Here is a 25,949-nt window from a genome sequence, read left to right as displayed (position 1 = left end):
CTCACGGTGAGCCACCCGGACGGCGGTGTCATCGTGCTGACCGGACAATTCTTTCGACAAATTGTGGTGCTGGCCGGACAAGGCCCTTGACTTCAACTTCACTTGAAGTCGCACGCTCGGTGCATGCGTGCAGTGTGGTTGCGGGAGTTCGGTGGTCCGGAAGCGCTCGTCCCGGGGGAGGCGCCGGACCCGGTCGCCGGGGCGGGCCAGGTGGTGGTGGAGGTGGCGTTCGCGAACACCACGTTCGTGGAGACGCAGTTCCGGGCGGGCGCGCCGGGGCCGTTCCGGGCGTGGTTGCCGGTCATCCCGGGCAACGGCGTCGGCGGGGTGATCAGCGCGGTCGGCGCCGGGGTGGACCCGGGGCTGGCGGGGCAGCGCGTGGTCACGGCGACGGGCGGGTCCGGCGGGTACGCCGAGCGCGTCGCGGTGGACGCGGCGGCGGTGTTCGCGGTGCCGCCCGCGCTGGACCTCGACGCGGCGGTGGCGGTGCTCGCGGACGGCCGGACCGCGACCGGCTTGGTGCATGCCACCAGCGTGCGCCCGGGCGATCGAGTCCTGGTCGAAGCGGCGGCGGGCGGCGTCGGCGGCCTCCTGGTGCAGCTGGCGAAGGCGGCCGGCGCGACGGTGATCGGCGCGGCGGGCGGGCCGGCGAAGGTGACCCGCGTGCTGGGTGCCGACGTGGTCGTGGACTACCTGCGGCCGGACTGGACGTCGTCGATCGGCGAAGTGGACGTCGTGTTCGACGGCGTCGGCGGGGCGATCGGCACGGCGGCGTTCGGGCTGCTGCGCCCGGGCGGCCGGATGGCGGTCTACGGCCTGGCCGGCGGCTCGTGGGCCGAAGTGTCCGAAGAGGACGCCGCGGCGCGGGACGTGACGCTGGTGCGGTCGATCGGAAGCCCGGAACGGATGCGGGCGTTCACGGAGTCGGCCCTGGCGGAAGCGGCGGCGGGCCGGCTGGTGCCGGTGATCGGCCAGCGGTTCCCGCTGGAGAAGGCCGCGGACGCCCACGCGGCGATCGAGTCGCGAGCCACGGTGGGGAAGACGCTGCTGGTCGTCTGAAAAGCCGTGAAGGCCACCTCGGGGAGGTGGCCTTCACGGACTTCGCCGCGGGAGCGGTTTTCAGGCGCGGTACGCCGTCCAGGAGTTCTTCATCCGCGTGGCCTGGCCGGCGGTGAACTCGTACATGCAGCTGTCGTAGCTGTAGTCCATGAAGTTGTGGACCGGGTCCTTGCCCGTCGACGTGCAGGTGTCCTTGTTCGCCGGGCAGCCCGACGTCGCGGTCGCCTCGGCCGGGGTGTCCGACACGTAGTCACCCGAACCGGAGCAGCCGCCCTGGAACGTGTGGTAGAGCCCCATCCAGTGGCCGACCTCGTGGGTGGCCGTGTCGCCCTCGTTGAAGTTCGTCGCCGAGCGGCCCGGCAGCGACTCGTCGAGGATGACGACGCCGTCCATCTTCGGCTGCGAGCTGTAGTTCGACGGGAACGTCGCCCAGCCGAGCAGGTCGTCGCCGAGGTTGGCGGTGTAGATGTTGAGCGCGTTCTTGCCGCCCTTGCGCAGCGCGTTCTTCATGTTGCGCTCGGCCGACGTGCCGTCGGTGATGCCGGTGTACCAGGTCGAGTTGTTCGTGTAGTCGGTGCTCACGAGCGAGAAGCTGAAGCCGCTCGACGCGTAGGCGTTGTTGAGGACCGAGATCTGCTTGCTGATCGTCGACGCCGGCAGGTTGCCGGTCGAGCCGCTGGTGATCACGTGGAAGTACACCGGGATCGAGACCGCGGCGGCCTCGGCGGAGCGGGCCGTGCGCTTGCCGGCGAGCTTGCTCTGCATGTCCGCCTCGATGCGGGCCGCCTCCGCCGGGGACACCGTGTCGGCGTGGCCGTCCTTGCCGCGGTCCGCGGCGTGGGCGGGGGTGAAGCAGTCGCCGCTCGGCGCCGCGACGGCGCTCCCGGTTCCGGCGGCCGGCACGGCCAGGGCGACCAGGGAGAGCGCGGAGACCGCACCCAGCTTGAGGGCGTGTGCGAACCGCTCCGAACTGCTCATGGGTGAACTCCTCTTGCAACGACCCGGCTACCCGGGGTGGTGAAGAGAAAATGCGGCACGCGATCTTCGGAATCCACCATCTTTCGGAGGGAAAAGACACTCCGGACGTTCGGCGCGATCCATGCGGAGTAACGCATGGATCGCCAGCTGGGCCGAATGGCCCATCAGCTCCAGCGCACGGCGACGAGCTGGGTGAGCAGGGCCAGCCGGACGTCGGGGTCGTCGAGGTCCAGCGGCACGAGTTCGAGGAGCTTTCGCATCCGGTACCGCAGGGTGTTCGGGTGGATCCGTAGCTCCTGCGCCGCCGCCCTCGGGTCACCGGGGTGCCGGAGCCATGCGTACAGCGTCTCGACGTAGCCGGCCCGGCCCGTCTCGTCGTGCGCGCGCAGGGCGCTCAGCGGGCCGAGGTCGGTGACCCGCGCCGCGGCCGCCGCCGTCGCGCCGCGATGCAGCGTCAACGCCGTCCATGCCTCGTCGAACGCGATCACGCGCTCGGCGAGCAGTTCGGCGCGCAGCAGGCCGAGGGCCTCGTCGGCCTGGGCGCGCGACACCGAGAGGTCGCCGATCTCGCCGGGAGCGCCCGCTGCCGCGCGCGCGGCACCTGTGCGACGAGACGGTCCCGTCGCGACGAGAGCCTCGCGCAGTTCCGCCCAGCCGCCCGGGCCGGCGCGGTCAGGCACCACGGCGTAGAGCAGCCCGGCGAGCTCGGTCGCCACCGGGCGGCTGCCGATGCCCTGGGAGATCCGCTCGAGCATGGCCAGCCGCAGCCCCTCGGCGTCGCGCCCGTCGCCGCCGGTGACCTCGATGACGACCACGCGGTGCGGCTCGTCGGTCAGGTCGAGCTCGGCCATCGCCTTGCGCGGGTTGGCGCGGCCTTCGAGCACGGCGCGCAGCAGCTCGGCCGACGCACGCCGCTGCGCGTCGGTGTGCGCGCGGCGCCGCAGCAGGTGCAGCGCGACGACCGGGGCGGCGTCGGCGAACGCGGCCGCGCGCTCGTCGGACACCGGGCCGGCGACCACCGCCCACATCGACCCGAGCAGCTCCCCGCCCATCCGGATCGGCACGATCAGCCGCGGCAGCGTGCCGTCGCGCTGGGCCGGGACGAAGATCGTCTGCCGGCCGCGGGACAGCTCGCGGAACACCCCGCGCGACCGGAACCGCGCGAGCACGTCGTCGGGGATGCGGCGGCCCATGATCGTGGCGACGCGCGCGGGGTCGGTGAGGTCCTGGCGCGCGGAGTAGGCGAGCACGCGCGAGTTGGTGTCCTCGATGGTCACCGGCGCGTCGACGACGCTCGCGACGGCGTCGGCCAGCCGGAACAGGTCGCCGGAGCCGGGGTCGAGGTCCTCCGACTCGTCGGCGAGAGCGTCGAGGACGGTCCGCAGCAGCCAGACCAGCTGCGCCCACGACGTCGCCGCGTGCACCTGGATCAGCGCGATCCCGCTGGCCTTCGCGGCTCGTTTCACCGCCGGCTTCGCGGCCAGCGGCGGCTTGAGCAGCACGGCGGCGGCGCCCTGCCCGGCGCTCTGTTTCACCAGCTCGGCGGCGTCTTCGGGACTGGTGGTGGCGACCCCCAGCACGAGGTCCCCGGCCGCCAGGGTGACGGCCCCGCCCGGCTCGGCGATGACGACGTCGGCGACCGCGGGCGAGTCGTCGGGCACCTGCAGCGCGTGCAGCAGCGTGGGCCCCACCCGGTCGACCACGGTGCGCACCGAAACCACTCGCTCATTGTCGCCGAGGAAGCGGTTCCCCGCCCGGGCGGCTCGCCGGGGCGGGCCGCCGCCCGGGCTAGCGGGACAGCACCGCCGTCAGGACCCGCCACAGTGCGCTCGCGGGATCCTCGACCGGTTCCGGCGCCCGCCACGCGACGATCCCGTCGGGACGGACCAGTGTCGTCCCGCCCGCCGAAAGGCCGTATCGCGCGGCGAACACGGCGTCGTCGAGCACGTGGCAGCCGAGCCGGACGCCCAGCTCCGCCGCGACGTCATCCGCGGCCGGCTGCCACCGCGTGCCGTCGGCGGCGCAGAGCAGCACCCACGAGTGCCCGAGAAGGTCCACAGTGGACTCCAGGCCGGGCGCGCGGAATCCCGGCCGTCCGGTCGGGGCGTGCACGTCCTCGACGCGCTCGCCGTCGTCCGGGCCCTCCGCGAGCACCGCCGTCGAGCGGTAGCGGAACCCGAGCACGATGCCCAGCGGGTCTTCGGGCTTCGACAGTCCCGAGACGTCGAGCTCCGGGTGCATCCGCGCCTTCATGTTGTGCAGTGAGGTGTCGATGACCATCCGCGCGATCGGCCGTCGCTCGGCTTCGTAGGTGTCGAGCAGCCCTTCGCCCGCTTCGCCGCGAAGCACCGCGGCGAGCTTCCACGCGATGTCCGCGGCGTCGCCGATGGCCGTGTTGCCGCCCATCCCGCCGGTCGGCGGCGTCACCTTGGCCGCGTCGCCGATCAGGAAGACCCGCCCCGACCGGAACCGGTCGGCGAGCCGCGCGGCGATCTCCCACGAGCCGGTCCAGACGATCTCCGGTGACAGCTCGGGCAGGTCGGTCGCGGCGCGGATCATCGCGACCAGCCGCGCCGGCGGGAAGCCGGCCGGGCTTTCGCCGCGTTCCGGGTGGTAGTCCGGCGCGAAGACGTACCGGTGGGGCACGTCGGTGTTGACCAGCGCGGCGGTGAAGTCCGGGTGCTGCAGGTAGAACAGGTCGCTCACGTCGGGCAGGACGCGGTCGCCGAGGTCGGCGTCGAACACGACGCCGAGGCAGTGGCTCAGCGCGTCCGGCCCGGTGGTCCCGATGCCGAGCCGCTGCCGGATCCCGCTGCGGCCGCCGTCGGCGGCGACGACGTAGTCCGCGCGCACCACCGTCTCCTCGCCGGAGTCGCGGTGGCGCAGCGTCGCGGTGACGCCGTCGCCGTCCTGGACCAGGTCCGTCAGTTCGGTCCGGAACCGCACGCTCGCGCCCGCCTTTTCCGCGTGCGCCAGCAGGATCGGCTCGACGACGTCCTGCCCGGCCATCCCCGTGGGCAGCGTCGTCGCGGCGGAGACGTCGAACTCGCTGCCGTCGTCGACGACCCGGTGCAGCACCCGGCCGGCCAGGCTGGTCGCGACGGTGATCCGCAGGCCCTGCGAAGCGCGCGGGCTCGCCGCCCGCACCTCGCGGTCGATTCCCGCCCAGTGGAACAGCTCCATCGTGCGCCAGTTCTGCCCGGCGGCGCGCGAGTGGACCGACGTCCCGGCGCGCCGCTCGACGGTCAGCACGTCCACCCCCGCCTGCGCCAAGAACAGCGACGCGGACAACCCGCCCAGCCCGGCCCCGACGACCAGCACTTGAACCCGCTCGGTCATGACTACCTCCCTGCCTGTGAATCTCTCTGTCCAAATATCTTAGACACAGAGAGATCTCGTTGACAAGGCGATAGCTTTCCCAGGACGTGGGAGCAGTTGGGTGGGCCGTTCGGCGCAAGTAGCTTCGTCCGGGCAGCCCTTCCTGAAATCCCTTGAGCCGCAAGGAGAACCGATGAGCGCGGACGACACTTCGGCGTGGTCCTTCGAGACCAGGCAGATCCACGCGGGCGCCGCGCCGGACCCGGCCACGGGTGCCCGCGCGACGCCGATCTACCAGACGACGTCGTACGTCTTCCGCGACAGCCAGCACGGCGCCGACCTGTTCAGCCTCGCCGAGCCCGGCAACATCTACACGCGGATCATGAACCCGACCCAGGACGTTCTGGAGCAGCGGGTCGCCGCGCTGGAAGGCGGCGTCGCCGCGCTGGCGTTCGCGTCCGGCTCGGCCGCGACCACGGCGGCGATCCTGAACCTCGCCGGCGCGGGCGACCACTTCGTCTCGAGCCCGTCGCTCTACGGCGGCACCTACAACCTGTTCCACTACACGCTGCCGAAGCTCGGCATCGAGGTCACGTTCATCGACGACCAGGACGACCTCGACCAGTGGCGCGCCGCCGTCCGGCCGAACACGAAGTTCTTCTTCGGCGAGACGCTCGCCAACCCGGGCAGCAACGTCCTGGACATCCGCGCGGTCGCCGACGTCGCGCACGAAGCCGGCGTCCCGCTGCTCGTCGACAACACCATCCCGACGCCGTACCTGGTGCGCCCGATCGAGCACGGCGCCGACGTCGTCATCCACTCGGCCACGAAGTACCTCGGCGGCCACGGCACGACGATCGCCGGCGTGCTGGTCGACGGCGGCACGTTCGACTTCGGCCAGGACCCGGCGAAGTTCCCGGGCTTCAACGAGCCGGACCCGAGCTACCACGGTCTCAAGTACTGGGAGGCGCTCGGGCCGGGCGCGTTCGCGGCGAAGGCGCGCGTGCAGCTGCTGCGCGACACCGGCGCGGCGATCGCGCCGTTGAACAGCTTCCTGATCCTGCAGGGCATCGAGACGCTGTCGCTGCGCATCGAGCGGCACGTGCAGAACGCGCAGGCGCTGGCCGAGTGGCTCGAGCGGCGCGACGAGGTCGAGAAGGTCTACTACGCCGGCCTGCCGTCGAGCCCGTTCCACGCCGCGGCGCAGAAGTACCTGCCGCGCGGCGCGGGCGCGGTCCTGTCGTTCGACCTGCGCGGCGGCGTCGAAGCGGGCCGGAAGTTCGTCGACGGCACCGAGCTGCACAGCCAGCTGGTGAACCTCGGCGACGTCCGCAGCCTGATCGTGCACCCGGCCTCGACCACGCACAGCCAGCTCACCCCGGAGGAGCAGCTGGCCAGCGGCGTCACGCCCGGGCTGGTGCGGCTCGCCGTCGGGCTGGAAGGGATCGAGGACCTCAAGGCCGACCTGGAAGCCGGATTCCGGGCGGCCAAGGCGGAACTGTGACGGCTGGCCCCGTCACCGGCGCCTGGCGGGTCGGGGATCCGCCGGGCCGCCGGAAGTTCGTCACCGCCTCCGGCGCGTTCGCGCTGGAGGCCGGTGGCGTGCTGCCGGAGTTGACGATCGCTTACGAAACTTGGGGGTCACTGAACTCGGACGCGTCGAACGCGGTTCTCGTCGAGCACGCGCTGACCGGCGACAGCCACGCGGCCGGCCCCGCCGGGCCGGGACATCCCGGCGCGGGCTGGTGGGACGGGCTGATCGGCCCGGGCAAGGCGCTGGACACGAACGAGGTCTTCGTCGTGGTCCCGAACGTGCTGGGCGGCTGCCAGGGCTCGACCGGGCCGTCATCACCGGATCCGGCCGGCACGCCGTGGGGCAGCCGGTTCCCGGTGGTGACGGTGCGGGACCAGGTCGCGGCCGAGGCGTTGCTGGCCGACGCGCTGGGCGTCTCTTGCTGGGCGGCCGTCGTCGGCGGGTCGATGGGCGGGATGCGCGCGCTGGAGTGGGCGGTGTCGCTGCCCTCGCGCGTGGCGTCGCTGCTGGTGCTGGCGACGACCGCGCGGGCGTCGGCCGAGCAGATCGCGTGGGCGTCGCCGCAGCTGCACGCGATCCGCAGCGACCCGTTCTTCCACGGCGGCGACTACTACGCCGCTTCGGAAGGGCCGTTCCGGGGACTCGGCATCGCGCGGCGGATCGCGCACGTCACCTACCGCAGCGAGCCCGAGCTGGCCCAGCGGTTCGGCCGGGCCTACCAGGGCGCGGAGGACCCGCTGCGCGGCGGCCGGTTCGCCGTGGAGTCCTATTTGGACCACCACGCGGACAAGCTGGCGCGCCGCTTCGACGCGAACAGCTACCTGGTGCTGACGGAGTCGATGAACACCCACGACGTCGGCCGCGGCCGCGGCGGCGTGGCGGCGGCACTGGGCCGGGTGACGGCCCGATCGGTGATAGGGGGCGTCGACAGCGACCGGCTCTACCCGCTGTACCAGTCGGCGGAGATCGCGGCCGGCATCGCCGGGGCGCCGGAGCCGTCGGTGGTGTCGTCGCCGTACGGCCACGATTCGTTCTTGATCGAAACCGGGCAGATCACGGCACTGGTGAAACAGCTGCTGGGCTGATCGCCGGAAATCGGGCGGTTCAGGGGCCCCTAGTCGGAGACGGCCTCGGAGATCCAGGGCGCCACCGGCAGGTCGCGGTCCAGGCACTCGACCGAGAGGCGGATCGTCCAGCGCAGCGCCTGCAGGACGAGGCTGTCGACCTCGTCCGGCGCCGCGTTGGCCAGGGCGATCTCGACCTGCTCCTGGGCGGCTTCGGTGTTGCCGTGCACCTCCGCGAGCAGCGTCCGGACCGCGGTCCGCACCGGCGGGTCGGCCTGGTCGATCGAGACCTCTTCGCCGTCTTCGTCGAAGACCTGGACCTTCACCGGGGCGCTGCCGCCGTCGCCGAGGGTGGACACCATCGCGCTGCACTCGCCGAAGAGCAGCAGCATCAGGGCCTTCGTCTCGTCCGCGCGGGCCTGCGGCTCGGCGGCCGACGGGGCGACCTCGCCCAGCGCTTCGGCGTCGTCGCCGAGGCTCAGCGCGGTCAACGCACGCTGAGCCTTCTCGACGAGCCGGCGCTCCTGCTCGCTCCAATCCGGGTCCACGTGCCCCATCAAACACCAGCGACGGCCCTCGTGGGGATACCTTGATCCGCCGGTGGTCATCCCGCCGCGCGGAGGGCACCCAGCGCGAGCCGGCACAGCAGTTCGGCGAGTTCCCCATCACCGAGATGGCGGTTGTACGGGGTCGAGTTGATCAATCCGAACACGGCGTGTGCCGCCGACCGCGCCTGCAGTTCTCCCAGCTCCGGAAGCGCTTCGCGGATCACGCGCACCCATACCTCGACGTACTGCCGCTGCAGTGCGCGCACCTGCTTGCGGTCGGTGTCGGTGAGGTTCGCGAGGTTGCGCTCCTGAACGGTGATCAGGGCCGGGTGCGCGAGCGCGAAGCCGACGTGGAACGCCACGAGCCCGGCCAGCGTGTCGTCCGGATCGACGGGCCGGCTCGCCCACGCCGTGCCGCCGTCGAGCAGGTACCGGCTGATCGAGTTCAGCATCTCCCCGAGGATCGCGTCCTTGCTGCGGAAGTGCCGGTAGAGCGCGGGCCCGGAGATGCCGACGGCAGCCCCGATGTCGTCGATGCCGACGCCGTGGAAGCCGTGGTGTGCGAACAGCTCGGCGGCCGCGGACAGGATCTGTTCGCGCCTGTTCGCCTTCTCGCCGTTCACGAGCGGGGTGAAGTTGGCCGGCATCCAGCCATATTAGAGCGGCAGGTTAGCGAGCGCTAACAGCCCGCGGTGCCGTGGTCGCTCCGGAGCGACCACGCCGGTGTGCGGAACTGCCGGCGCCCGGCGGCGGGGAGCCGACGCTGCGCGGGCCGGGGCGTGCGCGTCACTCCGTCGAAAGGACCGTTAACCCGTGCTTACCGCGGTTTCATCCTTCCGGTGTGGGCCGAGTGGGTATCTACCAGTAACTAGGGGTTCCTCGTGGGGCTTCCACCTGCTGTGCTATTTGCGTCGGCCCTGTCACAAAGGAGTGACCCATGGCTGTTCCCACCCGTAAGTTCCGGCGATCCCTCCTACGGTTGAGTACGGCCCTGGGGGCCGTTGTCCTTGCTTCTCTCGGCGTCACGGGCCTCGCCCAGGCCGCCGGGACCGTCTACGCCGCGGTCGGCGACTCCTACTCCTCGGGGGTCGGAGCCGGCAGCTACGGCAGTTCCGGGAGCTGCTACCGCAGCTCGAAGGCCTATCCGCAGCTGTGGGCCAACGCCCACAGTGGAACCTCGTTCACGTTCCTGGCCTGCTCCGGTGCCCGCACCGGGGATGTCATCAACCAGGCGAACTCGATCCCCGCCTCGGCCACGCTCGTCACGGTGACCGTCGGCGGGAACGACGCCGGGTTCAGCGACGTGATCCAGACCTGCACGCTGGGCAGTGACTCCGACTGCGTGAACCGCGTCAACACGGCGAAGACCTACGTCGCCAACACGCTGCCGCCGCTGCTGACCAACACCTACAACGCGATCAAGGCCAAGGCGCCGGGTGCCCGGCTCGTGGTCCTGTCCTACCCGCGCTTCTACACCGTGCCCGGCTCCTGCTGGGTCGGGCTGAGCGACACCAAGCGCACGGCGATCAACTCGGGCGCCGACGCGCTCGCGTCGGTCATCCAGCAGCGTGCGGCGTCGGCCGGGGCGACGTTCGTCGACGTCCGGCCGTCGTTCGTCGGCCACAACATCTGCTCGTCGGCCGACGACTACCTGCACAGCCTGACCTGGCCGGTGATCGAGTCCTATCACCCGACCGTGGCCGGCCAGTCCGGCGGCTACTACGCCCCGCTGCAGGCGGCGATCGGCTGAGCGGTTCCGCAAGAGGCCACCCCGGTCCGCCGGGGTGGCCTCTTGCGCATTCCAGCGACTGGACACCCACGTTAGCGGTCGCTAACATCGAGCCGGAGGTTAACGACCGCTAACGTCGAGGGAGCCCATGGACACGCCGGCACTGGGGACTGCGGCGTCCCCGGACAGCGAGGCTTACGCCCGCAATGCGACGTCGCACGCGGAGCTGGTCGAGGACCTCCGCAAACGGTTGGCGAGCGCCCGGCTCGGCGGCCCGGAGAAGGCGCGCACGCGGCACGTCGAGCGCGGCAAGCTGCTCCCGCGTGACCGCGTCGACACGCTGCTCGACCCGGGCTCGCCGTTCCTCGAGCTCTCGCCGCTCGCGGCCAACGGCCTGTACGACGACGAAGCGCCGTCCGCCGGCATCATCACCGGCGTCGGGCGCGTCTCGGGCCGGGAATGCGTGGTCGTCGCCAACGACGCCACCGTCAAGGGCGGCACCTACTACCCCATGACGGTGAAGAAGCACCTGCGCGCCCAGGAGGTCGCGCTGCACAACAACCTGCCGTGCATCTACCTGGTGGACTCCGGCGGTGCGTTCCTGCCCAGGCAGGACGAGGTCTTCCCGGATCGTGAACACTTCGGCCGGATCTTCTACAACCAGGCGACGATGTCCGCACGCGGCATCCCGCAGATCGCGGCCGTGCTCGGCTCGTGCACCGCGGGCGGCGCGTACGTCCCGGCGATGAGCGACGAGGCCGTCATCGTCCGGAACCAGGGCACGATCTTCCTCGGCGGCCCGCCGCTGGTGAAGGCCGCGACCGGCGAGGTCGTCACGGCCGAGGAGCTCGGCGGCGGGGACGTCCACGCGCGCCAGTCCGGCGTCACCGACCACCTGGCCGACGACGACGCGCACGCGCTGCGGATCGTCCGCTCGATCGTCTCGACGCTGGGCCCGCGCGCGCCGCGGCCCTGGGACGTCGTGGCGACCGAAGCCCCCGCCGCCGACCCGGCCGAGCTGTACGGCGTCGTGCCGACGGACCCGCGCGTGCCCTACGACGTCCGCGAGGTGATCGCCCGGATCGTCGACGGCAGCCGGTTCGGCGAGTTCAAGAAGGAGTACGGCGCCACGCTGGTCACCGGCTTCGCCCGGATCCACGGCCACCCGGTCGGCATCGTCGCGAACAACGGCGTGCTGTTCGCCGAGTCGGCGATGAAGGGCGCGCACTTCATCGAGCTGTGCGACAAGCGATCGATCCCGCTGCTGTTCCTGCAGAACATCACCGGCTTCATGGTCGGGCGCGCGTACGAGGCCGGCGGCATCGCCAAGCACGGCGCGAAGATGGTCACCGCCGTGGCCTGCGCGCGGGTGCCGAAGTTAACGGTCGTTATCGGCGGCTCGTTCGGCGCCGGCAACTACTCGATGTGCGGCCGGGCCTACTCGCCGCGGTTCCTCTGGATGTGGCCGAACGCGCGGATCTCGGTGATGGGCGGCGAGCAGGCCGCGTCCGTGCTGTCGACCGTCCGCCGCGACGCCATCGAGGCCCGCGGCGGCGAATGGTCCGCCGAGGACGAAGAGGCGTTCAAGGACCCGATCCGCGAGCAGTACGAGGCGCAGGGCAGCCCGTACTACTCGACCGCGCGGCTGTGGGACGACGGCGTGATCGATCCCGCGGACACCCGCACGGTGCTCGGCCTCGCCCTCTCGGCCGCGGCGAACGCCCCGCTGGCCGAGGTCAACTACGGCGTCTTCCGGATGTGAGGGGCATGTTCGACTCAGTTTTGGTCGCGAACCGGGGCGAGATCGCGGTCCGGGTCATCCGCACGCTGCGGGCCCTCGGCATCCGCGCGGTCGCGGTGTACAGCGACGCGGACGCCGACGCCCGGCACGTCCGCGAGGCGCACACCGCGGTGCGCATCGGCCCGGCGGAGGCCGCGAAGAGCTACCTGAACATTCCCGCCATCGTCAAGGCCGCGGAATCGTCCGGCGCCCAGGCCGTGCACCCGGGCTACGGCTTCCTCGCGGAGAACGCCGAGTTCGCGCGGGCCTGCGAGGCCGCCGGGCTCGTGTTCATCGGCCCGCCGGTCGCCGCGATCGACGCCATGGGCGACAAGATCCGGGCGAAGGCGACCGTGTCGAAGGCCGGCGTCCCGGTCGTGCCCGGTGCGTCCGATGTGGACATCCCCGATGGCGGCTTCGCGGAAGCCGCCGCAAAAGTCGGCTACCCGCTGCTGCTCAAGCCGTCGGCCGGCGGTGGCGGCAAGGGCATGCGGCTGGTGCACGCGCCCGAGGAGCTGGACGCGGCGATCGAGTCCGCGCGGCGCGAAGCCAAGAGCTCCTTCGGCGACGACACACTCCTGATGGAACGGTTCGTCACCACACCGCGGCACATCGAGATCCAGGTGCTCGCCGACACGCACGGGCGCGTCCTGCACCTCGGCGAGCGGGAGTGCAGCCTGCAGCGGCGGCACCAGAAGATCATCGAGGAAGCGCCGTCGGTGCTGCTCGACGAGGCCACCCGCGAAAAGATGGGCTCGGCGGCGGCCGAGGCCGCGCGCTCGGTCGGGTACGTCGGTGCGGGCACCGTCGAGTTCATCATGTCGGCGAAGAACCCGGACGAGTTCTTCTTCATGGAGATGAACACCCGGCTGCAGGTCGAGCACCCGGTCACCGAGCTGGTCACCGGCCTCGACCTGGTCGAGTGGCAGGTCCGGGTCGCGGCGGGCGAACACCTTTCCCTCGCGCAGGAAGACGTCGTCCTCAATGGACACGCCGTGGAAGCGCGCGTGTATGCCGAAGATCCGGCGCGGGGATTCATCCCGACCGGCGGGACGGTGCTGGCGGTGCACGAGCCGGCCGGCGACGGCGTCCGCGTCGACTCGTGGATGACCCCCGGCGCGGTCATCGGCTCGAACTACGACCCCATGCTCGCCAAGGTCATCGCCTGGGGCCCGGACCGCGCGTCGGCGCTGCACCGGCTCGACCTGGCGCTGGCCGACACGGCGTTGCTGGGCGTCGGCACGAACACCGCGTTCCTGCGCGCGCTGCTGGCCGACGCCGACGTCCGCGCCGGCCGGCTCGACACCGAGCTGGTCGACCGGCGGCTGGCCGAGCTCGTTTCCCCGGACGTGCCCGCGGAGTTCTTCGTCGCGGCCGCGCTGGACCGGTTCCTGGAGCTGCAGCCGTCCGGGCCGGTCGTGGACCCGTGGGACGTGCCGGACGGCTGGCGGATGGGCGGTTCCGGCGGGGTGACGTTCCGCCTGAAGTCGGGCCCCGCCCGGGCAGTGGTCCGGGTGCAGGGCACGCCGTCCGACGCGACGGTGTTCGTCGGCGAAGACGCGCCGGTGCGGGTGTCGGCCCGGCGCGACGGCGACGTGCTCGAGATCCGGCACGCCGAGGGGTTCCACCGCTACCGCCAGGCCTGCGCGCCCGGCGGGACGGTCTGGCTGTCCCGCGACGGGCTGAGCTTTCCCTTCGGCGAGCAGGAGTTCGAGCTGGCGTCACGCGGCGAGGCCGCTGGCGCCGGCCCGGTCACCAGCCCGATGCCGGGCACGGTGCTCGTGGTGAAGGTCGCGGCGGGCGACGTCGTGAAGGCCGGGACGCCGTTGCTGGTCGTCGAGGCGATGAAGATGGAGCACACGGTCACCGCGCCGATCGACGGCGTCGTCAGCGAACTCCCCGTCCGGGCCGGCCAGCAGGTCGCGCTGGACGAAACCCTTGCCGTAGTCGCGCCCCAAGAGGAGCAGCAGTGATCGACTTCCGCCTGGACGAGGAATACGAGTCCCTCCGCAAGACCGTCGAGGACTTCGCGCACGCCGAGGTCGCGCCGGTGATCGGCGAGCTGTACGAGAAGGAAGAGTTCCCGTACGCGATCGTCGCGAAGATGGGCGAGATGGGCCTGTTCGGCCTGCCGTTCCCCGAGGAGTTCGGCGGCATGGGCGGCGACTACTTCGCGCTGTGCCTGGCGCTGGAGGAGCTGGCCCGGGTCGACTCGTCGGTCGCGATCACGCTGGAGGCGGGCGTTTCCCTCGGCGCGATGCCGATCTTCCGCTTCGGGACGCAGGACCAGAAGGAGAAGTGGCTGCCTTCGCTGTGCGAGGGGACCGCGCTGGGCGGCTTCGGCCTGACCGAGCCGGGCGGCGGCTCGGACGCGGGGGCGACGCGCACCCGGGCCTCTTTGGACGGTGACGAGTGGATCGTCAACGGCAGCAAGGCGTTCATCACGAATTCGGGCACGGACATCACCAAGCTGGTCACCGTGACGGCGGTGACGGACGTGATGGAGAACGGCCGCAAGGAGATCTCGGCGATCCTCATCCCGTCGGGCACGCCGGGCTTCGAGGTGGCGCCGAAGTACTCCAAGGTCGGCTGGAACTGCTCCGACACCCACGAGCTGTCCTTTTCGGACGTCCGCGTCCCGGCGGAGAACCTGGTCGGTGTGCGCGGCCGCGGGTACGCGCAGTTCCTGTCCATTCTGGACGAAGGCCGGGTCGCGATCGCCGCTGTGTCGGTGGGTCTGGCGCAGGGCTGCGTGGACGAGTGCCTCAAGTACGTGAAGGACCGCGTCGCGTTCGGCAGGCGGATCGGCGAATACCAGGCGATCCAGTTCAAGATCGCCGACATGGAGGTCCGCACGCACACGGCGCGCCTGGCCTACTACCAGGCGGCGTCGAAGATGCTGCGCGGCGAGCCGTTCAAGAAGGAGGCGTCGATCGCGAAGCTGGTGGCGTCCAACGCGGCCATGGACAACGCGCGCGACGCCACGCAGATCTTCGGCGGCTACGGGTTCATGAACGAGTTCCCGGTGGGCCGCTTCTACCGGGACGCGAAGATTCTGGAGATCGGCGAGGGGACGAGCGAGGTCCAGAAGATGCTGATCTCGCGCCACCTCGGCGTCGCCTGACCCGCCACGAGGGGCACCTCCGCCGGAGGTGCCCCTCGGCGGTCACTGCGGCTGCTGCTGTTTCTTGTCCTCTTCGGCCCACGCGGCTTCGGCCTGCATCTGGATGTCGGTGAGACCGCGGTCGACCTGCACGATGTCCTTGCCCGCCCAGCCGACGAAGTTCTTCGAGCTCTTCGCGTCGGAAAGCGCCTTCAGCATCGGGTAGTAGTCCGGGTGCTTGGCCTTCAGCCAGTCGTCGACGAACTTCATCTTCTTGTAGCTGTCGCCGAACTTGGTCTTCAGCCAGTCCTCGTGCTTCTTGATCGTCGAGATGTCGTGGTCGCTCAGGTGCGACTTCGGCGGCGTCGGCTTCGGCGGCTCCGGTGGCTTCGGCAGCGGCCGCGAGAAGTTGGGTGTGGTGCCGTCGCCGGGAGGCCGCGTGCTCGGTGTGGCGCCACCACCGGGACCGTCGTGCGTGACCGCGGTGCCCGGTGGGGGCAGCGGCCGCGAGAAGTTCGGGGTCGTGCCGTCGCCCGGAGGCCGGGTGCTGGGGGTGGCGCCGCCGGTGGTGGGCGGGCCGTCGTGCGTGATTGCGGTGCCCGGCGGCTTCGGCAGCGGCCGCGAGAAGTTCGGGACGCCGCCACCGTGCGGGGGCAGGTTCGACAGCTCGTGGCCCGCGCCGGAGGAGCCCGGCTTGCCCTTGACCAGCTTCGACAGCCCGGTGAGCCGGGCCAGCGTGCGGCCGGCGTAGGCGACGACCTTGGCGAGCTTCGCCATCATCGCCGCGACCTGCACCGAGACGGTCGCGACGCACTTGGTCACCCCGACGGCGATCGACGCGCCGAAGGTGGGAATGGCCAGCGCGAGCGCGATCAGCATCGTGGAGATGATGTCGCCGAGGATCGTCGTGATGATGTCGCGCAGCAGCGAGCGGACCGCGCCGATCAGGGCCCCGGTGGTCTCGACCATGTAGCCGGCGACGTCGGCCGCCTTGGCGTTGGCGTCGATCCAGCCCTTCCGGTCGTTGATCGACTTGAGGAAGCTGTCGTAGCCCTTGCCCTGCCAGTGGGTGATCGTCGCCTGGAGCGTCTTGTCGAGCTCGTCGCCGGTGTTGCGCAGGCTTTCGCCGATCTTGTGCAGCTCGTTGGCGACCTTCGTGACCTCGGACGGGTTGCCCGCGACCTGGTCGAGCGGCCACTTCAGGAACGAGACGTGCTCGATCAGCCAGCCCAGCCCCGCGGCGATGAGCTTCGCCAGCGGGTCCATCGCGAACGCGACGGTGTCGAGGACGGCGCTGATGACGTTGATGCCCAGCTCGACGCTGACGGCCGCGAGGTCGCCGCCGTGCTCGGTCTGGACCTTGCCGATCGAGTCGCCGACCTGCTTCCAGCTGTCGAAGACGCCGGCGCCGGTCGTGGAGTTCGACGCCGTGATGGGAACGGTCACTTGCCCAGCTCCGTCTCGAAGGTGCTCAAACCCTGTGCCGTGTTCGAGTCGTGGGTGGCATACGTTTCGGCCGCCTTGTTCAAGTCGGCGGCGGACTTGCCGATGTCCCCGACGAGGTTGTTGATCTCGCCGGTGATCACCGCCATCGTGACCCGCGAGGGCACGGCGAGCACCTGCGCGAGCAGGATGCCGAACGCGGCGTTGTCGAACCCGTTGGCGGCCTGCATCCGGTTCGCGGCGTCCTGCACCGCCGGCTGCGTCGTGCCCGACAGGAACTGGCTGAACTTCTGCAGCTCGGCCGGGTCGACCGAGAAACCTGCTCCGGAAACCACTGGTCCTCCTCCGTCCTACCAGGGGTTGCTTTCGCCGTCGTCCTCGTCCGGCGCGGGCCGGGGACGACGACGTGGCTGACCGTGTTGCGGGGGTGGCGGCCGGTGCGCCGGCGGCCGGTCTTCGGCTTCCTGCTCCGGCATGAAGACTTCGCTCTTGCCCGGCGGCGGCGCTCCCGCGTCCGGCTCGGGGGCCGGCAGGAACTCGTCGAGCAGCTCGCGGGCCGCCGAGTTCTCGCCGACCATGCCGCTGAAGGCGTCGGCGACCTCGGCCGAGACCTTCTGCTGCGCCCGGCCGATCAGCTGCAGCACCATGGCGGAAAGGGCTTGCGGGGGCCGTTCGTAGGCGCGGGGGCCGAACCGGAGGTCCTGCAGCACGCCGCTCGGGCCGACGGTCACCGTGATCGCCCCGTCCGGTGACTGCACGGTGGCGACGGCGGAACGCAGTTTTTCCTGCGCGGCTGCGGCTTTCGCCTGGATTTCCTCGAGTTCGACGGTGAACGCGGCCAGCGGATCACCGGCGGGTCCTGGCTGTGTCAATTTGTCCTCGTCGCGAGAGAGGTGGTGAACGGAAGAAGTCAATCAGCGTTGCCTGAACTCCGGATGACACGGACCGAGCCACCGGCTGAACGAGGTCGCCACCTCCCCCTGGACACCAATATCTATACCGGTATAGTTATCGTCATGGTCGAGATCAAAACCGAAGCCGAACTGGCGGTCATGCGCGAAGCCGGACGAGTCGTGGCGAAGACGCTGGACACGGTCAAGGAGGCCGCCGCGATCGGCGTCTCCCTGCGCGAACTGGACGAGATCGCCGCGCAGGTGATCAGCGAAGCCGGCGCCAAGCCGTCGTTCCTGCACTACCAGCCGAGGTCCGCGCCGACGCCCTACCCGGGCGTCATCTGCACCAGCGTCAACGACGTCGTCGTGCACGGCATCCCGACGGCGTACCGCATCCAGGACGGCGACCTCGTCAGCATCGACTGCGGCGCGATCGTCGACGGCTGGAACGGCGACGCCGCGATCAGCTTCGTCGTCGGTACTGCCGACCCCGCCGATCTATCACTGATAGAGGCGACCGAGCGCGCACTTGCCGCCGGCATCGCCGCCGCGCAGCCGGGCGCGAAGCTCGGCGACATCTCGTACGCGATCGGCACCGCCGGCCGCGCGTCGGGTTACGGCATGCTCGACGACCACGGCGGCCACGGCATCGGCCGCGCGATGCACGAGGACCCGCACCTGCCGAACGAGGGCCGCGCCGGCCGCGGGATGCGGCTCAAGCCGGGGCTCGCGCTCGCGATCGAGCCGATGCTCACCCGCGGCGGCGACGCATACCGGCACGCCGAGGACGGTTGGTCCTTGCTCACCGTCGACGGCAGCCGCGCCGCGCACGTCGAGCACACCATCGCCATCACCGAAGACGGCCCGCAGGTGCTCACCGTGCGGTAGACAGAGGGGATGGAGCACATCGTCATCCGGTCGGGTGATTCTGGGGACGCCGACACGCTGCTTCGCTTCTTCGACGAAGCCGTGGAATGGCTCGTGACACGCGGCAGCTCGAAGCAGTGGGGGACCGAACCGTGGAGCCGCGTCCCGCAGCGCGTAGAGCGCGTGAAGGGCATGGCCGCGGACCCCGGCCTGCGCATCGCGGTCGTCGACGGCGAGGCCGCCGGCGCCCTGATCGTCTCGGAGGAGCGCGACCCGCACGTACCGGCGGTTAACGAGCGTGAACTGTATGTCCGATTGCTGATCACGTCCCGGCGGTTCGCCGGGCGGAGCGTCGGCGGGCGCCTCGTCGAGTACGCGCTCGACGAGGCGCGTCGGCGCGGCATCGACCTCGTGCGCGTCGACTGCTGGGCCGGCGGCGACGGTGCGCTGCAGCGGTACTACGAGAGCCAGGGGTTCACGCCCACCGTGCAGTTCACCGTCGACGACTGGGTCGGTCAGGTGCTGGAGCAGCGCGTGGGGTAGCGCGCCGCGGCGGGAAGGGCGACACTGTTGACGCGGTGCCAACAGACGAAGGAGTCGCCATGGCCGAACTCGCGGGCAAGGTCGTCGTCATCACCGGCGGCGGGCAGGGGATCGGCGCGGCGACCGCGTCGGCGCTGTCCCGGCTGGGCGCGAAGGTGGTGATCGGCGACCTCGACGTCGTCCGGGCCGAAAAGACCGCGGGCGAGCTGGGTGCCGACGCGCTGCCGCTGGACGTCACCGACATCCGCGGCTTCACCGAGTTCCTCGACGAGGTCGAACGCCGCCACGGCCGGATCGACGTGCTGATCAACAACGCCGGCATCATGCCGCTGGGCGAGCTCGAGGCGGAAACCGACGCGATGACCCGGCGGCAGCTGGAGATCAACCTGCACGCCGTCATCCACGGCACGCGCGAGGCGGTGAAACGGATGCGGCCGCGGCGCAGCGGCCACATCGTCAACATCGCGTCGTTCGCGGGCAAGGCCGGCTTCCCCGGCGCGGCGACCTACTGCGCCACCAAGCACGCCGTCGTCGGGCTGTCCGAGGCGGTGCACCTGGAACTGCACGGCAGCGGCGTGCACGTCTCGTGCGTGATGCCGGCGATCGTGCGGACGGAGCTGGCGAGCGGCCTCGGCGAAGCGAAGCTGTTCAAGTCTTCGCGGCCGGAAGATGTGGCCGACGCCATCGTATCCACGCTGCGCAAGCCTCGTTTCGACGTCTACGTGCCCCGCTCGGTGGGCACTATGGGCAAGCTCACCCGGTTGCTTCCGCGTCGGTTCGGCGAAGCACTCTCGCGGGCGCTGAAGGCGGACCGGCTTTTGGCTTCAGCGGCCCATTCCCCGGCCCGCGCGGCGTACGAAGCGCGGGCTGCGGACAGCGCCCCGGGAACGGCCGCGGAGTAACTCGGACGGCCTAGCGACTGTCCGAATTGGACGTGCTTGCCGGGTGCTTGCGGACGTGGCGCTGTTGAGTCCGCCCGCTTCGCCCGGCAAGATTGCCTCCGAGTCCGTTTCCAGGAGGCGCGAGAAAATGGCTTCACCACCCGCACGGCTGGCCGCCGCGGCGTCGAACGTGGTCGGCAAGGTGCTGCACGGCGGCGTCGCCGACCTGCGCCCGATGCCGCGGGTGCTGGTCGACCAGGGCCCCAACCGCTCGCTGTACCGGATGACGCACAGCAGCCGCCCGGTGTCCGGGCCGCCGATCCTGCTGGTGCCGCCGCTGGCCGCTCCGGCGATCTGCTTCGACCTGCGTCGCGGCTGCAGCCTGATCGAGCACCTGGTCGAGGGCGGCCGCAACGCCTACCTCGTCGACTACGGCATGGTCGCGTTCTCCGACCGGCGCCTGGGCATCGAGCACTGGATCGACGAGGTGCTGCCGCGGGCGATCCGGCGCGTGAGCGCGGACGCCGGCGGCCAAGCCGTGCACTTGGTGTCGTGGTCGCTGGGCGGGATCTTTTCGCTGCTGGTGAACGCCGACCAGCCGGACCTGCCGATCGCGTCGATCACCGCGATCGGCTCGCCGGTGGACTTCACGGCGATCCCGATCGTGGCACCGTTCCGCCCGCTGGTCGACCTGACGAACGGCCACCTGCTGACCCCGATCTACCGCGCGTTCGGCGGCGCACCGTCCTATTTGGTCAGCCGCGTCTTCCGCGCGACGGGCATCAGCCGGGAGATCACGAAACCCCTGGCGATCCTGAAGAACCTCGACGACCGCGACTACCTGGCCCAGATCGAGGCGGTCGACCACTTCATGAGCAACATGTACGCCTACCCGGGGCGCACGTTCGGCCAGCTGTACCACCGGCTGTTCCGCACGAACGACCTGGCGGAGGGCAAGGTGGACCTGAACGGCCGCATCATTTCCCTGTCCTCGGTCCGCGTACCGACACTGGTGGTGGCGGGCGAGAACGACACGATCGCCCCGAGGCCGTCGGTGGAGCGCGTGGTGGAGCTGCTGGACAAGGCCCCCGAGGTCCGCTTCAAGACGGCCCCGGGCGGCCACCTGGGCGTACTGACCGGCCGCAAGGCCCGCGGCACGACGTGGCGCTACCTGGACGAGTTCCTGGACGACCAGATTTCTTGAACGCGTTGAAGGCCACCCCCGCGGGGGTGGCCTTCAACAGTGTCACTTCAGTTCTGCGCTCGTCTTCCCGAGGATCCGCCTCGCGACGATCAGCTGCTGGATCTGCTGCGTCCCCTCGAAAATGTCGAGGATCTTCGCGTCCCGCGCCCACTTCTCGAGCAGCGACTCTTCGCTGTACGCCCCGGTCAGCTCGACGCACTTGAGCGCGATCTCCACCACCGAACGCCCCGCCTTGGCCTTGGCCATCGACGCCTGCAGCGAGTTCGGCTGGCGGTTGTCCGCCATCCACGCCGATTCCAGCGTCAGCAGGTACGCCGACTCGTAGTCCGCCTCCAGCCGCAGGAACTCCGCCGCCGCCGCGTGCTGGGCGTTTGCCGGGCGGTCGTAGTCGATCGGGACGCCGGCGGACGCCAAGATCTCGCGCGTCTCGTCCAGCGCCGCGCGGGCCACGCCGATCGCCATGGCCGCCACCAGGGGACGGGTGTTGTCGAACGTCTGCATGACGCCCGCAAAACCCTTCTTCGTGTCGATCTCCGGTGTGCCCAGCAAGTTCTCGCGAGGGACGCGGCAGTTCTCGAAGCGCAGCACCGCCGTGTCGGACGCGCGGATGCCGAGCTTGTGCTCGGTGCGCACCACCTCGAAGCCCGGTGTGCCCTTCTCGACCACGAACGACTTGATCGCCGCGCGGCCCTTGGACTTGTCCAGCGTCGCCCAGACCACCACCGCGTCCGCGCGCTCGCCCGACGTTACGAAGATCTTCTCGCCGTTCAACACGTAGTGGTCGCCGTCGAGGCGGGCCGTCGTGCTGACCGCCGCCGAGTCCGAGCCGAAGCCCGGCTCGGTGATCGCCATCGCCGCCCACATGCCGGAAAAGCGCTCCAGCTGCTCGTCCGTGGCCACCGAACTGATCGCCGCGTTGCCCAGGCCCTGCCGCGGCATCGACAGCAGCAGGCCGACGTCACCCCAGCACATCTCGATCGTGCCGAGGACGACGTTCAGGTTGGCGCCGTTGCGATTTCCCTTGGCCTCCTTGTCGGAACCGGACCGGCGCACGCCCGCCGCGCCCGCGCCACCCTCGCCGGAGGAGTTGAGGCCGTCCAGCAGGGCCGCGAACATGTCGAGCTCGGCCGGGTAGGTGTGTTCCGCGCGGTCGTACTTGCGCGAGATCGGCCGGAACACCTCGGCCGCGGCCTGGTACGCCTGATTGATCAGCGCGCCGGCCTTCTTGGGAACTTCCAGGTTGATCATCGTTAACGCCTTTCCGAAGCCTAAAGAAGGACGGCGCCTTCCATGACGCCGATGGCGCGCAGGTCCCGGTACCAGCGCTCAACGGGGTGCTCCTTGACGAAGCCGTGCCCGCCGAGCAGCTGCACACCCGCGCTGCCGATCTGCATGCCCTTGTCCACGGCCAGCTTCCGGGCCAGCGCGACCTCGCGGGCGTAGGACTTGCCCTGCTCGGCCCGCGCCGCGGCGCGCAACGTCACCAGCCGCAGGCCCTCCAGCTCGATCGCGATGTCGGCGACGGAGAACGCGACCGCCTGCCGGTGGCTGATCGGCTCGCCGAACGCCGTCCGCTCGTTGACGTAGGGGACGACGTAGTCGAGGACGGCCTTCGCGGTCCCGGCGGCCAGCGCGGCCCAGCCGAGCCGCGACAGCCGGACGACCTCGGTGAAGACGTCCGCCTTCCCGCCGCCGAGCAGCGCGCCGGCCGGCAACGCCACCTTCTCCAGGTGCAGCCGGCCCGTCGCGGCGCCGCGCAGGCCCATCGCCGGCTCGGTTTCGATCGACACGCCGGCGTTCGACGACTCGACGAGGAACAGGGCCGGCCCACGGCCTTCCAGGTCGGCCGAGACGATGAACAGCTCCGCCTGCGTCGCGCGCGGGACCAGCGTCTTGACGCCGTCGAGCTGGTAGCCCTTCGGCGTGCGGCGTGCCTTCGCGGCGGGCTTGAAGGGGTCGTACAGCGCCTTCTGTTCCTGCAGGGCCAGCGCCGCGGCCGGCACGTGCTCGCCGACGAACGCCGGCAGGTAGTCGGCCTGCTGCTGCTCGTCGCCCCAGCTGACCAGCGCGGTGCTGACCGCGGAGGGGGCGAGCACGGCGACGGCCAGGCCGAGGTCGCCGTGAGCAAGCGCTTCCGCGACGAGCGCGTTGGTCACCACCGAGCGTTCCGTGCCGACGCCGCCGAGTTCCTCGGGGATGCCGACGAGGCTGATACCCAGCTCGGCGGCCCGGGCCAGCAGCCCCTCGGGCGCCTCGAGCTTGGCGTCGGCGTCCGCGGCGGCCGGGCGCAGCTGCTCGGCGGCGAACTCCGTCACCGTCTCCACGATGAGCTGCTGGTCCTCGGTCGGCGTGAGGTCGAACAGCCCGGTGTCGCCGGCCGGCGCGAGCCGGGCGGGCTTGCCCAGCTTCTGCACCGACTTGAACGACCGGGTCGCCGCGCCGGCGACGCGGAAGCCGTTGCGGGTCCCCGCGGTGACCAGGTCCTCGAGGGGCTTGCGCAGCCCGGCCCGATCGACGACCTTGCTCCCGGCCAGCCGGGTCAGCGCGGACAGGCCCCAGCCCATCGCGTCCCGTTTCCTTGGCGCAGCCATGTGGCCCTCCATCCGTTACCTACTCGCGAGTAGGTTAACCCGTGAGCCGGGTTGACGCCAGTGCGGGGTCGGTCACGTGTGCGCGGTGTGCACTTTCCTGCGCCACTCGGCGAACCGGATGCGCTCGAAAGTGATGAGCCCGAGCACCAGACCGGCCACGACGAGCAGCAGCACGGCGGCGGGCACGTGCTCCAGCAACGGCGTCGCCGCGACCAGCAGCACCCCGACGACCAGCCGCTGGACGTTCCAGCTGCCGAGGTTGCGCTTGCGCAGGGCGCTCAGCGTGATCAGGTACAGCGAAAGGCCGCCGGTCAGCGCCCAGATCGGCACGCCGTGCAGGGCTTCGCCGGGGCTGTGCTGCTCGGTGTCGGCGATGTAGAGGAAGGCCTTCTTGAGGCCGAGGGCGACCAGCACGATCCCGGCGATCAGCGGCAGGTGCAGGAAGGTGTAGGAGTCGGTGGCGAGCTTCGCGCGGTCCACCCCGGTCGCTGTGGTCAGCCGGTGCTCGGACACCCGGGCGACGACGTCGAAGTAGGTCCACCACATGCCGGCGGCCAGCGCCAGCCCGCACACCGCGCCGCCGGCGACCAGCCACGACATCGGCAGCGCCCCGATCCCGATGCCGATCGCCACGATCGACTCGCCGAGCGCGATGATCACGATGAGCCCGAACCGCTCGGCGAAGTGCGCGGGCGAGTTGAGCCGCCACCCCTCCGGTCCGGAGAGGTAGACGTTGAGGTAATCGATTCCCAACGCCACGACCCACAACCCCAGCTGCCAAGGCCCGCTCAGGAAGGCGGCGACGCCGAGCAGCACGACACTCGGCAGCAACCCGACGAACATCTTGAGCAGAACCCGCCGCAGTCCCGGGTCGTTCTTCGCCGCGCCCAGGTAGGCGACGAGGTGCAACAGCCGCACGAGCGCGTAGCAGGCAACGAACAGAGCGGGCGCGAACAACCCGCCGGGGTGGTCGACGAAGGCTTCCGGGATGGTCAGCGACACCAGGAACATCACGGCCATGGCGCCGAACATCGCCAGCCGCGCGATCCCGTGGTCGACGTGGATGGTGGTCCCGAGCCAGGCATAGGAGCACCAGCACCACCACAGGACGGCGAGCATGGCCAGCCCCTGCCCGACCCCGGCGGGGCTCAGGTGGTCGGCCATCAGCTGGGTGGTCTGGGTGATGGCGTAGACGAAGACCAGGTCGAAGAACAGCTCGATGGTCGAGACGCGGTGGTCCTCATCCGCGCTCACCAGGTGCAGGCGTCTCGTGGGCACGACGAATTATGGACGAAACAAGGTCAAGAAGGTCCGGTTTCGGCGTAACGCCCTCCGCGAACATGGCCGAGCCTGTATGGGTCTGGGACAATGAGCCACGGGACGTGGGGAGGTGGGCCGTGCATCCGGCTGCGCACCACAAGACGATCATGGCCGTCGACATCGCCGGCTACAACAACCCGAGCCGCACGATGACTCACCTGCGCGAAGTGCACGAGGGCTTCTGGGCGGTCCTCAAGGGCGGCTTCGCCGAGACGGGCATTCCCTGGGACGCCTGCTTCGTGGAGAACACCGGCGACGGCGCGATGATCCTGCTGCCGCCCGAAATCGCCAAGGCCGACCTGGTGGCGCAGCTGCCCGAGCGCATGCACGCGGACCTCCGCCGCCACAACGCCGTCCACTCCGAAGGCGCCCGGATCCAGCTTCGCCTCGCGCTGCACGCGGGCGAGGTGCAGAGCGCCAGCCACGGTTCGGTCGGCAAGGCGGTCAGCTTCACGTTCCGCGTGCTCGAAGCAGCCGAGGCGAAGGCAGCTCAGAGGACGACGGGCGCCGAACTGGCGCTCCTGGCTTCGGATGTGTTCTATCAGGACGTCGTGCTCCAGGATCCGGCGGCGGCGCCCGCCGACTACCGGCGGATTCCGGTCGAGACCAAAGAAACTTCCACGATTGCGTGGCTGCGGCTCCTCGGTGGGTCCGCCGGTGGCCGGTGGCCGGCGCGGGATGCTGTCGTACGCACGGGGACGCCGTCCGAGGCCGACCGCGCGAAGGAGCTGACGGAACTGCTGCTGGACATTCCGTCGGTCGCCGAGGAAAGCAGCCGGAGAATACTGCTGAAGCGGCTCCGGCCGGAGATCGCGACGGTCGTGGCATATCACCCGCAAACCCGGCTGCACGTCCTGGAGATCGTCAGTACCTGCCTTCGCTATCGTGGCGGGCTCGCCGAACTCGTCGCGGCGGTGCAAATGCTGGAACCCGGATCCGAGCCGGTGCAGCGATTGCTCGACCACGTGGATGACCGCCCGGAAGAGCGCGGGTCGTGACATCTTTTTGGCAACCGGCGGAAGGCCTTTTGCCGGGTAAGATCGGCGCGACTGCGGCCGATGCGCACAGGCGACGACGCCGGTTCCGTCCCGTGT

The 25,949-nt window shown here is 70.7% G+C and carries 23 protein-coding genes; 12 read left to right on the top strand and 11 right to left on the bottom strand.

The features are described 5' to 3' along the window. Nucleotides 1-123: 123 nt before the first annotated feature. The gene (locus AB0M93_RS19705; protein ID WP_364275378.1) at nt 124-1,059 is read left to right on the top strand and encodes a zinc-binding dehydrogenase; all 936 of its coding nucleotides are present in this window, start codon (nt 124-126) and stop codon (nt 1,057-1,059) included. A gap of 60 nt (nt 1,060-1,119) precedes the next feature. Here the strand turns inward: AB0M93_RS19705 and AB0M93_RS19700 are convergent, their stop codons facing one another. From AB0M93_RS19700 to rdmE, 3 genes are all read right to left on the bottom strand, one after another. After that, nucleotides 1,120-2,037, bottom strand: coding sequence for a zinc metalloprotease (locus AB0M93_RS19700; RefSeq protein WP_364275376.1), 918 nt, complete (start codon nt 2,035-2,037; stop codon nt 1,120-1,122). A 164-nt stretch (nt 2,038-2,201) separates the two neighbouring features. Beyond that, nucleotides 2,202-3,758 (bottom strand): helix-turn-helix domain-containing protein, encoded by a 1,557-nt coding sequence (locus AB0M93_RS19695; protein WP_364275374.1) that lies wholly within the window; start codon nt 3,756-3,758, stop codon nt 2,202-2,204. A gap of 67 nt (nt 3,759-3,825) precedes the next feature. After that, nucleotides 3,826-5,376, bottom strand: a complete 1,551-nt coding sequence (rdmE, locus tag AB0M93_RS19690; RefSeq protein WP_364275372.1) for an aklavinone 12-hydroxylase RdmE — start codon at nt 5,374-5,376, stop codon at nt 3,826-3,828. A gap of 172 nt (nt 5,377-5,548) precedes the next feature. Between rdmE and AB0M93_RS19685 the strand changes: the two genes are divergently transcribed. Further along, nucleotides 5,549-6,859, top strand: a complete 1,311-nt coding sequence (locus AB0M93_RS19685; RefSeq protein WP_364275370.1) for a bifunctional o-acetylhomoserine/o-acetylserine sulfhydrylase — start codon at nt 5,549-5,551, stop codon at nt 6,857-6,859. Continuing rightward, nucleotides 6,856-7,974: a homoserine O-acetyltransferase gene (locus tag AB0M93_RS19680; protein WP_364275368.1), complete on the top strand. Its 1,119-nt coding sequence runs from the start codon at nt 6,856-6,858 to the stop codon at nt 7,972-7,974. Before AB0M93_RS19685 ends, AB0M93_RS19680 begins: the two co-directional genes overlap by 4 nt. 29 nt (nt 7,975-8,003) lie before the next feature. Here the strand turns inward: AB0M93_RS19680 and AB0M93_RS19675 are convergent, their stop codons facing one another. Next, the gene (locus AB0M93_RS19675; protein ID WP_013229665.1) at nt 8,004-8,510 is read right to left on the bottom strand and encodes a hypothetical protein; all 507 of its coding nucleotides are present in this window, start codon (nt 8,508-8,510) and stop codon (nt 8,004-8,006) included. Between the two features lie 47 nt (nt 8,511-8,557). After that, nucleotides 8,558-9,148 (bottom strand): TetR/AcrR family transcriptional regulator, encoded by a 591-nt coding sequence (locus tag AB0M93_RS19670; RefSeq protein WP_364275366.1) that lies wholly within the window; start codon nt 9,146-9,148, stop codon nt 8,558-8,560. A 332-nt stretch (nt 9,149-9,480) separates the two neighbouring features. Between AB0M93_RS19670 and AB0M93_RS19665 the strand changes: the two genes are divergently transcribed. The 4 genes from AB0M93_RS19665 (at nt 9,481) to AB0M93_RS19650 (ending at nt 15,134) form a co-directional block, all read left to right on the top strand. Further along, a complete protein-coding gene (locus AB0M93_RS19665; RefSeq protein ID WP_364275364.1) occupies nt 9,481-10,251 on the top strand; it encodes an SGNH/GDSL hydrolase family protein in 771 nt (256 codons plus the stop codon). A 127-nt stretch (nt 10,252-10,378) separates the two neighbouring features. Then, a complete protein-coding gene (locus tag AB0M93_RS19660; RefSeq protein ID WP_364275362.1) occupies nt 10,379-11,992 on the top strand; it encodes a carboxyl transferase domain-containing protein in 1,614 nt (537 codons plus the stop codon). Nucleotides 11,993-11,997: 5 nt separating this feature from the next. Continuing rightward, nucleotides 11,998-13,983 carry an acetyl-CoA carboxylase biotin carboxylase subunit gene (locus tag AB0M93_RS19655; RefSeq protein ID WP_364275360.1) on the top strand — a complete coding sequence of 662 codons (1,986 nt, stop codon included), beginning with the start codon at nt 11,998-12,000 and terminating at the stop codon, nt 13,981-13,983. After that, nucleotides 13,980-15,134: an acyl-CoA dehydrogenase family protein gene (locus AB0M93_RS19650; protein ID WP_364275359.1), complete on the top strand. Its 1,155-nt coding sequence runs from the start codon at nt 13,980-13,982 to the stop codon at nt 15,132-15,134. Before AB0M93_RS19655 ends, AB0M93_RS19650 begins: the two co-directional genes overlap by 4 nt. Nucleotides 15,135-15,176: 42 nt before the next feature. Here AB0M93_RS19650 and AB0M93_RS19645 read toward each other — a convergent pair whose 3' ends face one another. The 3 genes from AB0M93_RS19645 to AB0M93_RS19635 are packed head-to-tail and all read right to left on the bottom strand — an operon-like array spanning nt 15,177 to nt 17,428. After that, nucleotides 15,177-16,559 (bottom strand): hypothetical protein, encoded by a 1,383-nt coding sequence (locus tag AB0M93_RS19645; RefSeq protein ID WP_364275357.1) that lies wholly within the window; start codon nt 16,557-16,559, stop codon nt 15,177-15,179. Continuing rightward, nucleotides 16,556-16,891, bottom strand: a complete 336-nt coding sequence (locus AB0M93_RS19640; protein ID WP_364275355.1) for a hypothetical protein — start codon at nt 16,889-16,891, stop codon at nt 16,556-16,558. Before AB0M93_RS19640 ends, AB0M93_RS19645 begins: the two co-directional genes overlap by 4 nt. A gap of 15 nt (nt 16,892-16,906) precedes the next feature. Beyond that, nucleotides 16,907-17,428 (bottom strand): YbaB/EbfC family nucleoid-associated protein, encoded by a 522-nt coding sequence (locus tag AB0M93_RS19635; protein ID WP_364275353.1) that lies wholly within the window; start codon nt 17,426-17,428, stop codon nt 16,907-16,909. Nucleotides 17,429-17,572: 144 nt separating this feature from the next. Here AB0M93_RS19635 and map point away from each other — a divergent pair, with 144 nt between their 5' ends. The 4 genes from map to AB0M93_RS19615 all read left to right on the top strand — a co-directional run bounded on the left by map (nt 17,573) and on the right by AB0M93_RS19615 (nt 20,944). Then, nucleotides 17,573-18,337 (top strand): type I methionyl aminopeptidase, encoded by a 765-nt coding sequence (map, locus tag AB0M93_RS19630; RefSeq protein WP_364275351.1) that lies wholly within the window; start codon nt 17,573-17,575, stop codon nt 18,335-18,337. 9 nt (nt 18,338-18,346) lie between these two features. Further along, nucleotides 18,347-18,859 (top strand): GNAT family N-acetyltransferase, encoded by a 513-nt coding sequence (locus AB0M93_RS19625; RefSeq protein ID WP_364275350.1) that lies wholly within the window; start codon nt 18,347-18,349, stop codon nt 18,857-18,859. 59 nt (nt 18,860-18,918) lie between these two features. After that, the gene (locus tag AB0M93_RS19620; protein ID WP_364275348.1) at nt 18,919-19,761 is read left to right on the top strand and encodes an SDR family oxidoreductase; all 843 of its coding nucleotides are present in this window, start codon (nt 18,919-18,921) and stop codon (nt 19,759-19,761) included. A 127-nt stretch (nt 19,762-19,888) separates the two neighbouring features. Next, nucleotides 19,889-20,944, top strand: coding sequence for an alpha/beta hydrolase (locus AB0M93_RS19615; protein ID WP_364275346.1), 1,056 nt, complete (start codon nt 19,889-19,891; stop codon nt 20,942-20,944). Nucleotides 20,945-20,986: 42 nt separating this feature from the next. On the opposite strand, the gene AB0M93_RS19610 is transcribed toward AB0M93_RS19615, so the two are convergent. From AB0M93_RS19610 to AB0M93_RS19600, 3 genes are all read right to left on the bottom strand, one after another. Next, nucleotides 20,987-22,192: an acyl-CoA dehydrogenase family protein gene (locus AB0M93_RS19610; RefSeq protein ID WP_364275344.1), complete on the bottom strand. Its 1,206-nt coding sequence runs from the start codon at nt 22,190-22,192 to the stop codon at nt 20,987-20,989. A gap of 20 nt (nt 22,193-22,212) precedes the next feature. After that, entirely contained in the window at nt 22,213-23,508 is a 1,296-nt protein-coding gene (locus tag AB0M93_RS19605; protein WP_364275794.1) for an acyl-CoA dehydrogenase family protein, read from the bottom strand. Nucleotides 23,509-23,607: 99 nt separating this feature from the next. Then, complete coding sequence (locus AB0M93_RS19600) at nt 23,608-24,813, bottom strand: low temperature requirement protein A (RefSeq protein WP_364275342.1); 1,206 nt, start codon at nt 24,811-24,813, stop codon at nt 23,608-23,610. A 149-nt stretch (nt 24,814-24,962) separates the two neighbouring features. Between AB0M93_RS19600 and AB0M93_RS19595 the strand changes: the two genes are divergently transcribed. Beyond that, nucleotides 24,963-25,853, top strand: coding sequence for a hypothetical protein (locus tag AB0M93_RS19595; protein ID WP_364275340.1), 891 nt, complete (start codon nt 24,963-24,965; stop codon nt 25,851-25,853). Nucleotides 25,854-25,949 lie beyond the last annotated feature (96 nt).

It is taken from the genome of Amycolatopsis sp. NPDC051102 (assembly GCF_040682815.1).
Lineage (GTDB): Bacteria > Actinomycetota > Actinomycetes > Mycobacteriales > Pseudonocardiaceae > Amycolatopsis.
This window is presented reverse-complemented; position numbering and strand designations above follow the sequence as displayed.

Bases quoted from the DNA above. Each gene is read 5' to 3' on its own strand.
- AB0M93_RS19605 (WP_364275794.1), bottom strand. From the start codon at position 23,508: ATGGGCTGGGGCCTGTCCGCGCTGACCCGGCTGGCCGGGAGCAAGGTC.
- rdmE (WP_364275372.1), bottom strand. From the start codon at position 5,376: ATGACCGAGCGGGTTCAAGTGCTGGTCGTCGGGGCCGGGCTGGGCGGG.
- AB0M93_RS19660 (WP_364275362.1), top strand. From the start codon at position 10,379: ATGGACACGCCGGCACTGGGGACTGCGGCGTCCCCGGACAGCGAGGCT.
- AB0M93_RS19705 (WP_364275378.1), top strand. From the start codon at position 124: ATGCGTGCAGTGTGGTTGCGGGAGTTCGGTGGTCCGGAAGCGCTCGTC.
- AB0M93_RS19670 (WP_364275366.1), bottom strand. From the start codon at position 9,148: ATGCCGGCCAACTTCACCCCGCTCGTGAACGGCGAGAAGGCGAACAGG.
- AB0M93_RS19610 (WP_364275344.1), bottom strand. From the start codon at position 22,192: ATGATCAACCTGGAAGTTCCCAAGAAGGCCGGCGCGCTGATCAATCAG.
- AB0M93_RS19615 (WP_364275346.1), top strand. From the start codon at position 19,889: ATGGCTTCACCACCCGCACGGCTGGCCGCCGCGGCGTCGAACGTGGTC.
- AB0M93_RS19700 (WP_364275376.1), bottom strand. From the start codon at position 2,037: ATGAGCAGTTCGGAGCGGTTCGCACACGCCCTCAAGCTGGGTGCGGTC.
- AB0M93_RS19625 (WP_364275350.1), top strand. From the start codon at position 18,347: ATGGAGCACATCGTCATCCGGTCGGGTGATTCTGGGGACGCCGACACG.
- AB0M93_RS19620 (WP_364275348.1), top strand. From the start codon at position 18,919: ATGGCCGAACTCGCGGGCAAGGTCGTCGTCATCACCGGCGGCGGGCAG.
- AB0M93_RS19595 (WP_364275340.1), top strand. From the start codon at position 24,963: ATGGCCGTCGACATCGCCGGCTACAACAACCCGAGCCGCACGATGACT.
- AB0M93_RS19685 (WP_364275370.1), top strand. From the start codon at position 5,549: ATGAGCGCGGACGACACTTCGGCGTGGTCCTTCGAGACCAGGCAGATC.
- map (WP_364275351.1), top strand. From the start codon at position 17,573: ATGGTCGAGATCAAAACCGAAGCCGAACTGGCGGTCATGCGCGAAGCC.
- AB0M93_RS19675 (WP_013229665.1), bottom strand. From the start codon at position 8,510: ATGGGGCACGTGGACCCGGATTGGAGCGAGCAGGAGCGCCGGCTCGTC.
- AB0M93_RS19655 (WP_364275360.1), top strand. From the start codon at position 11,998: ATGTTCGACTCAGTTTTGGTCGCGAACCGGGGCGAGATCGCGGTCCGG.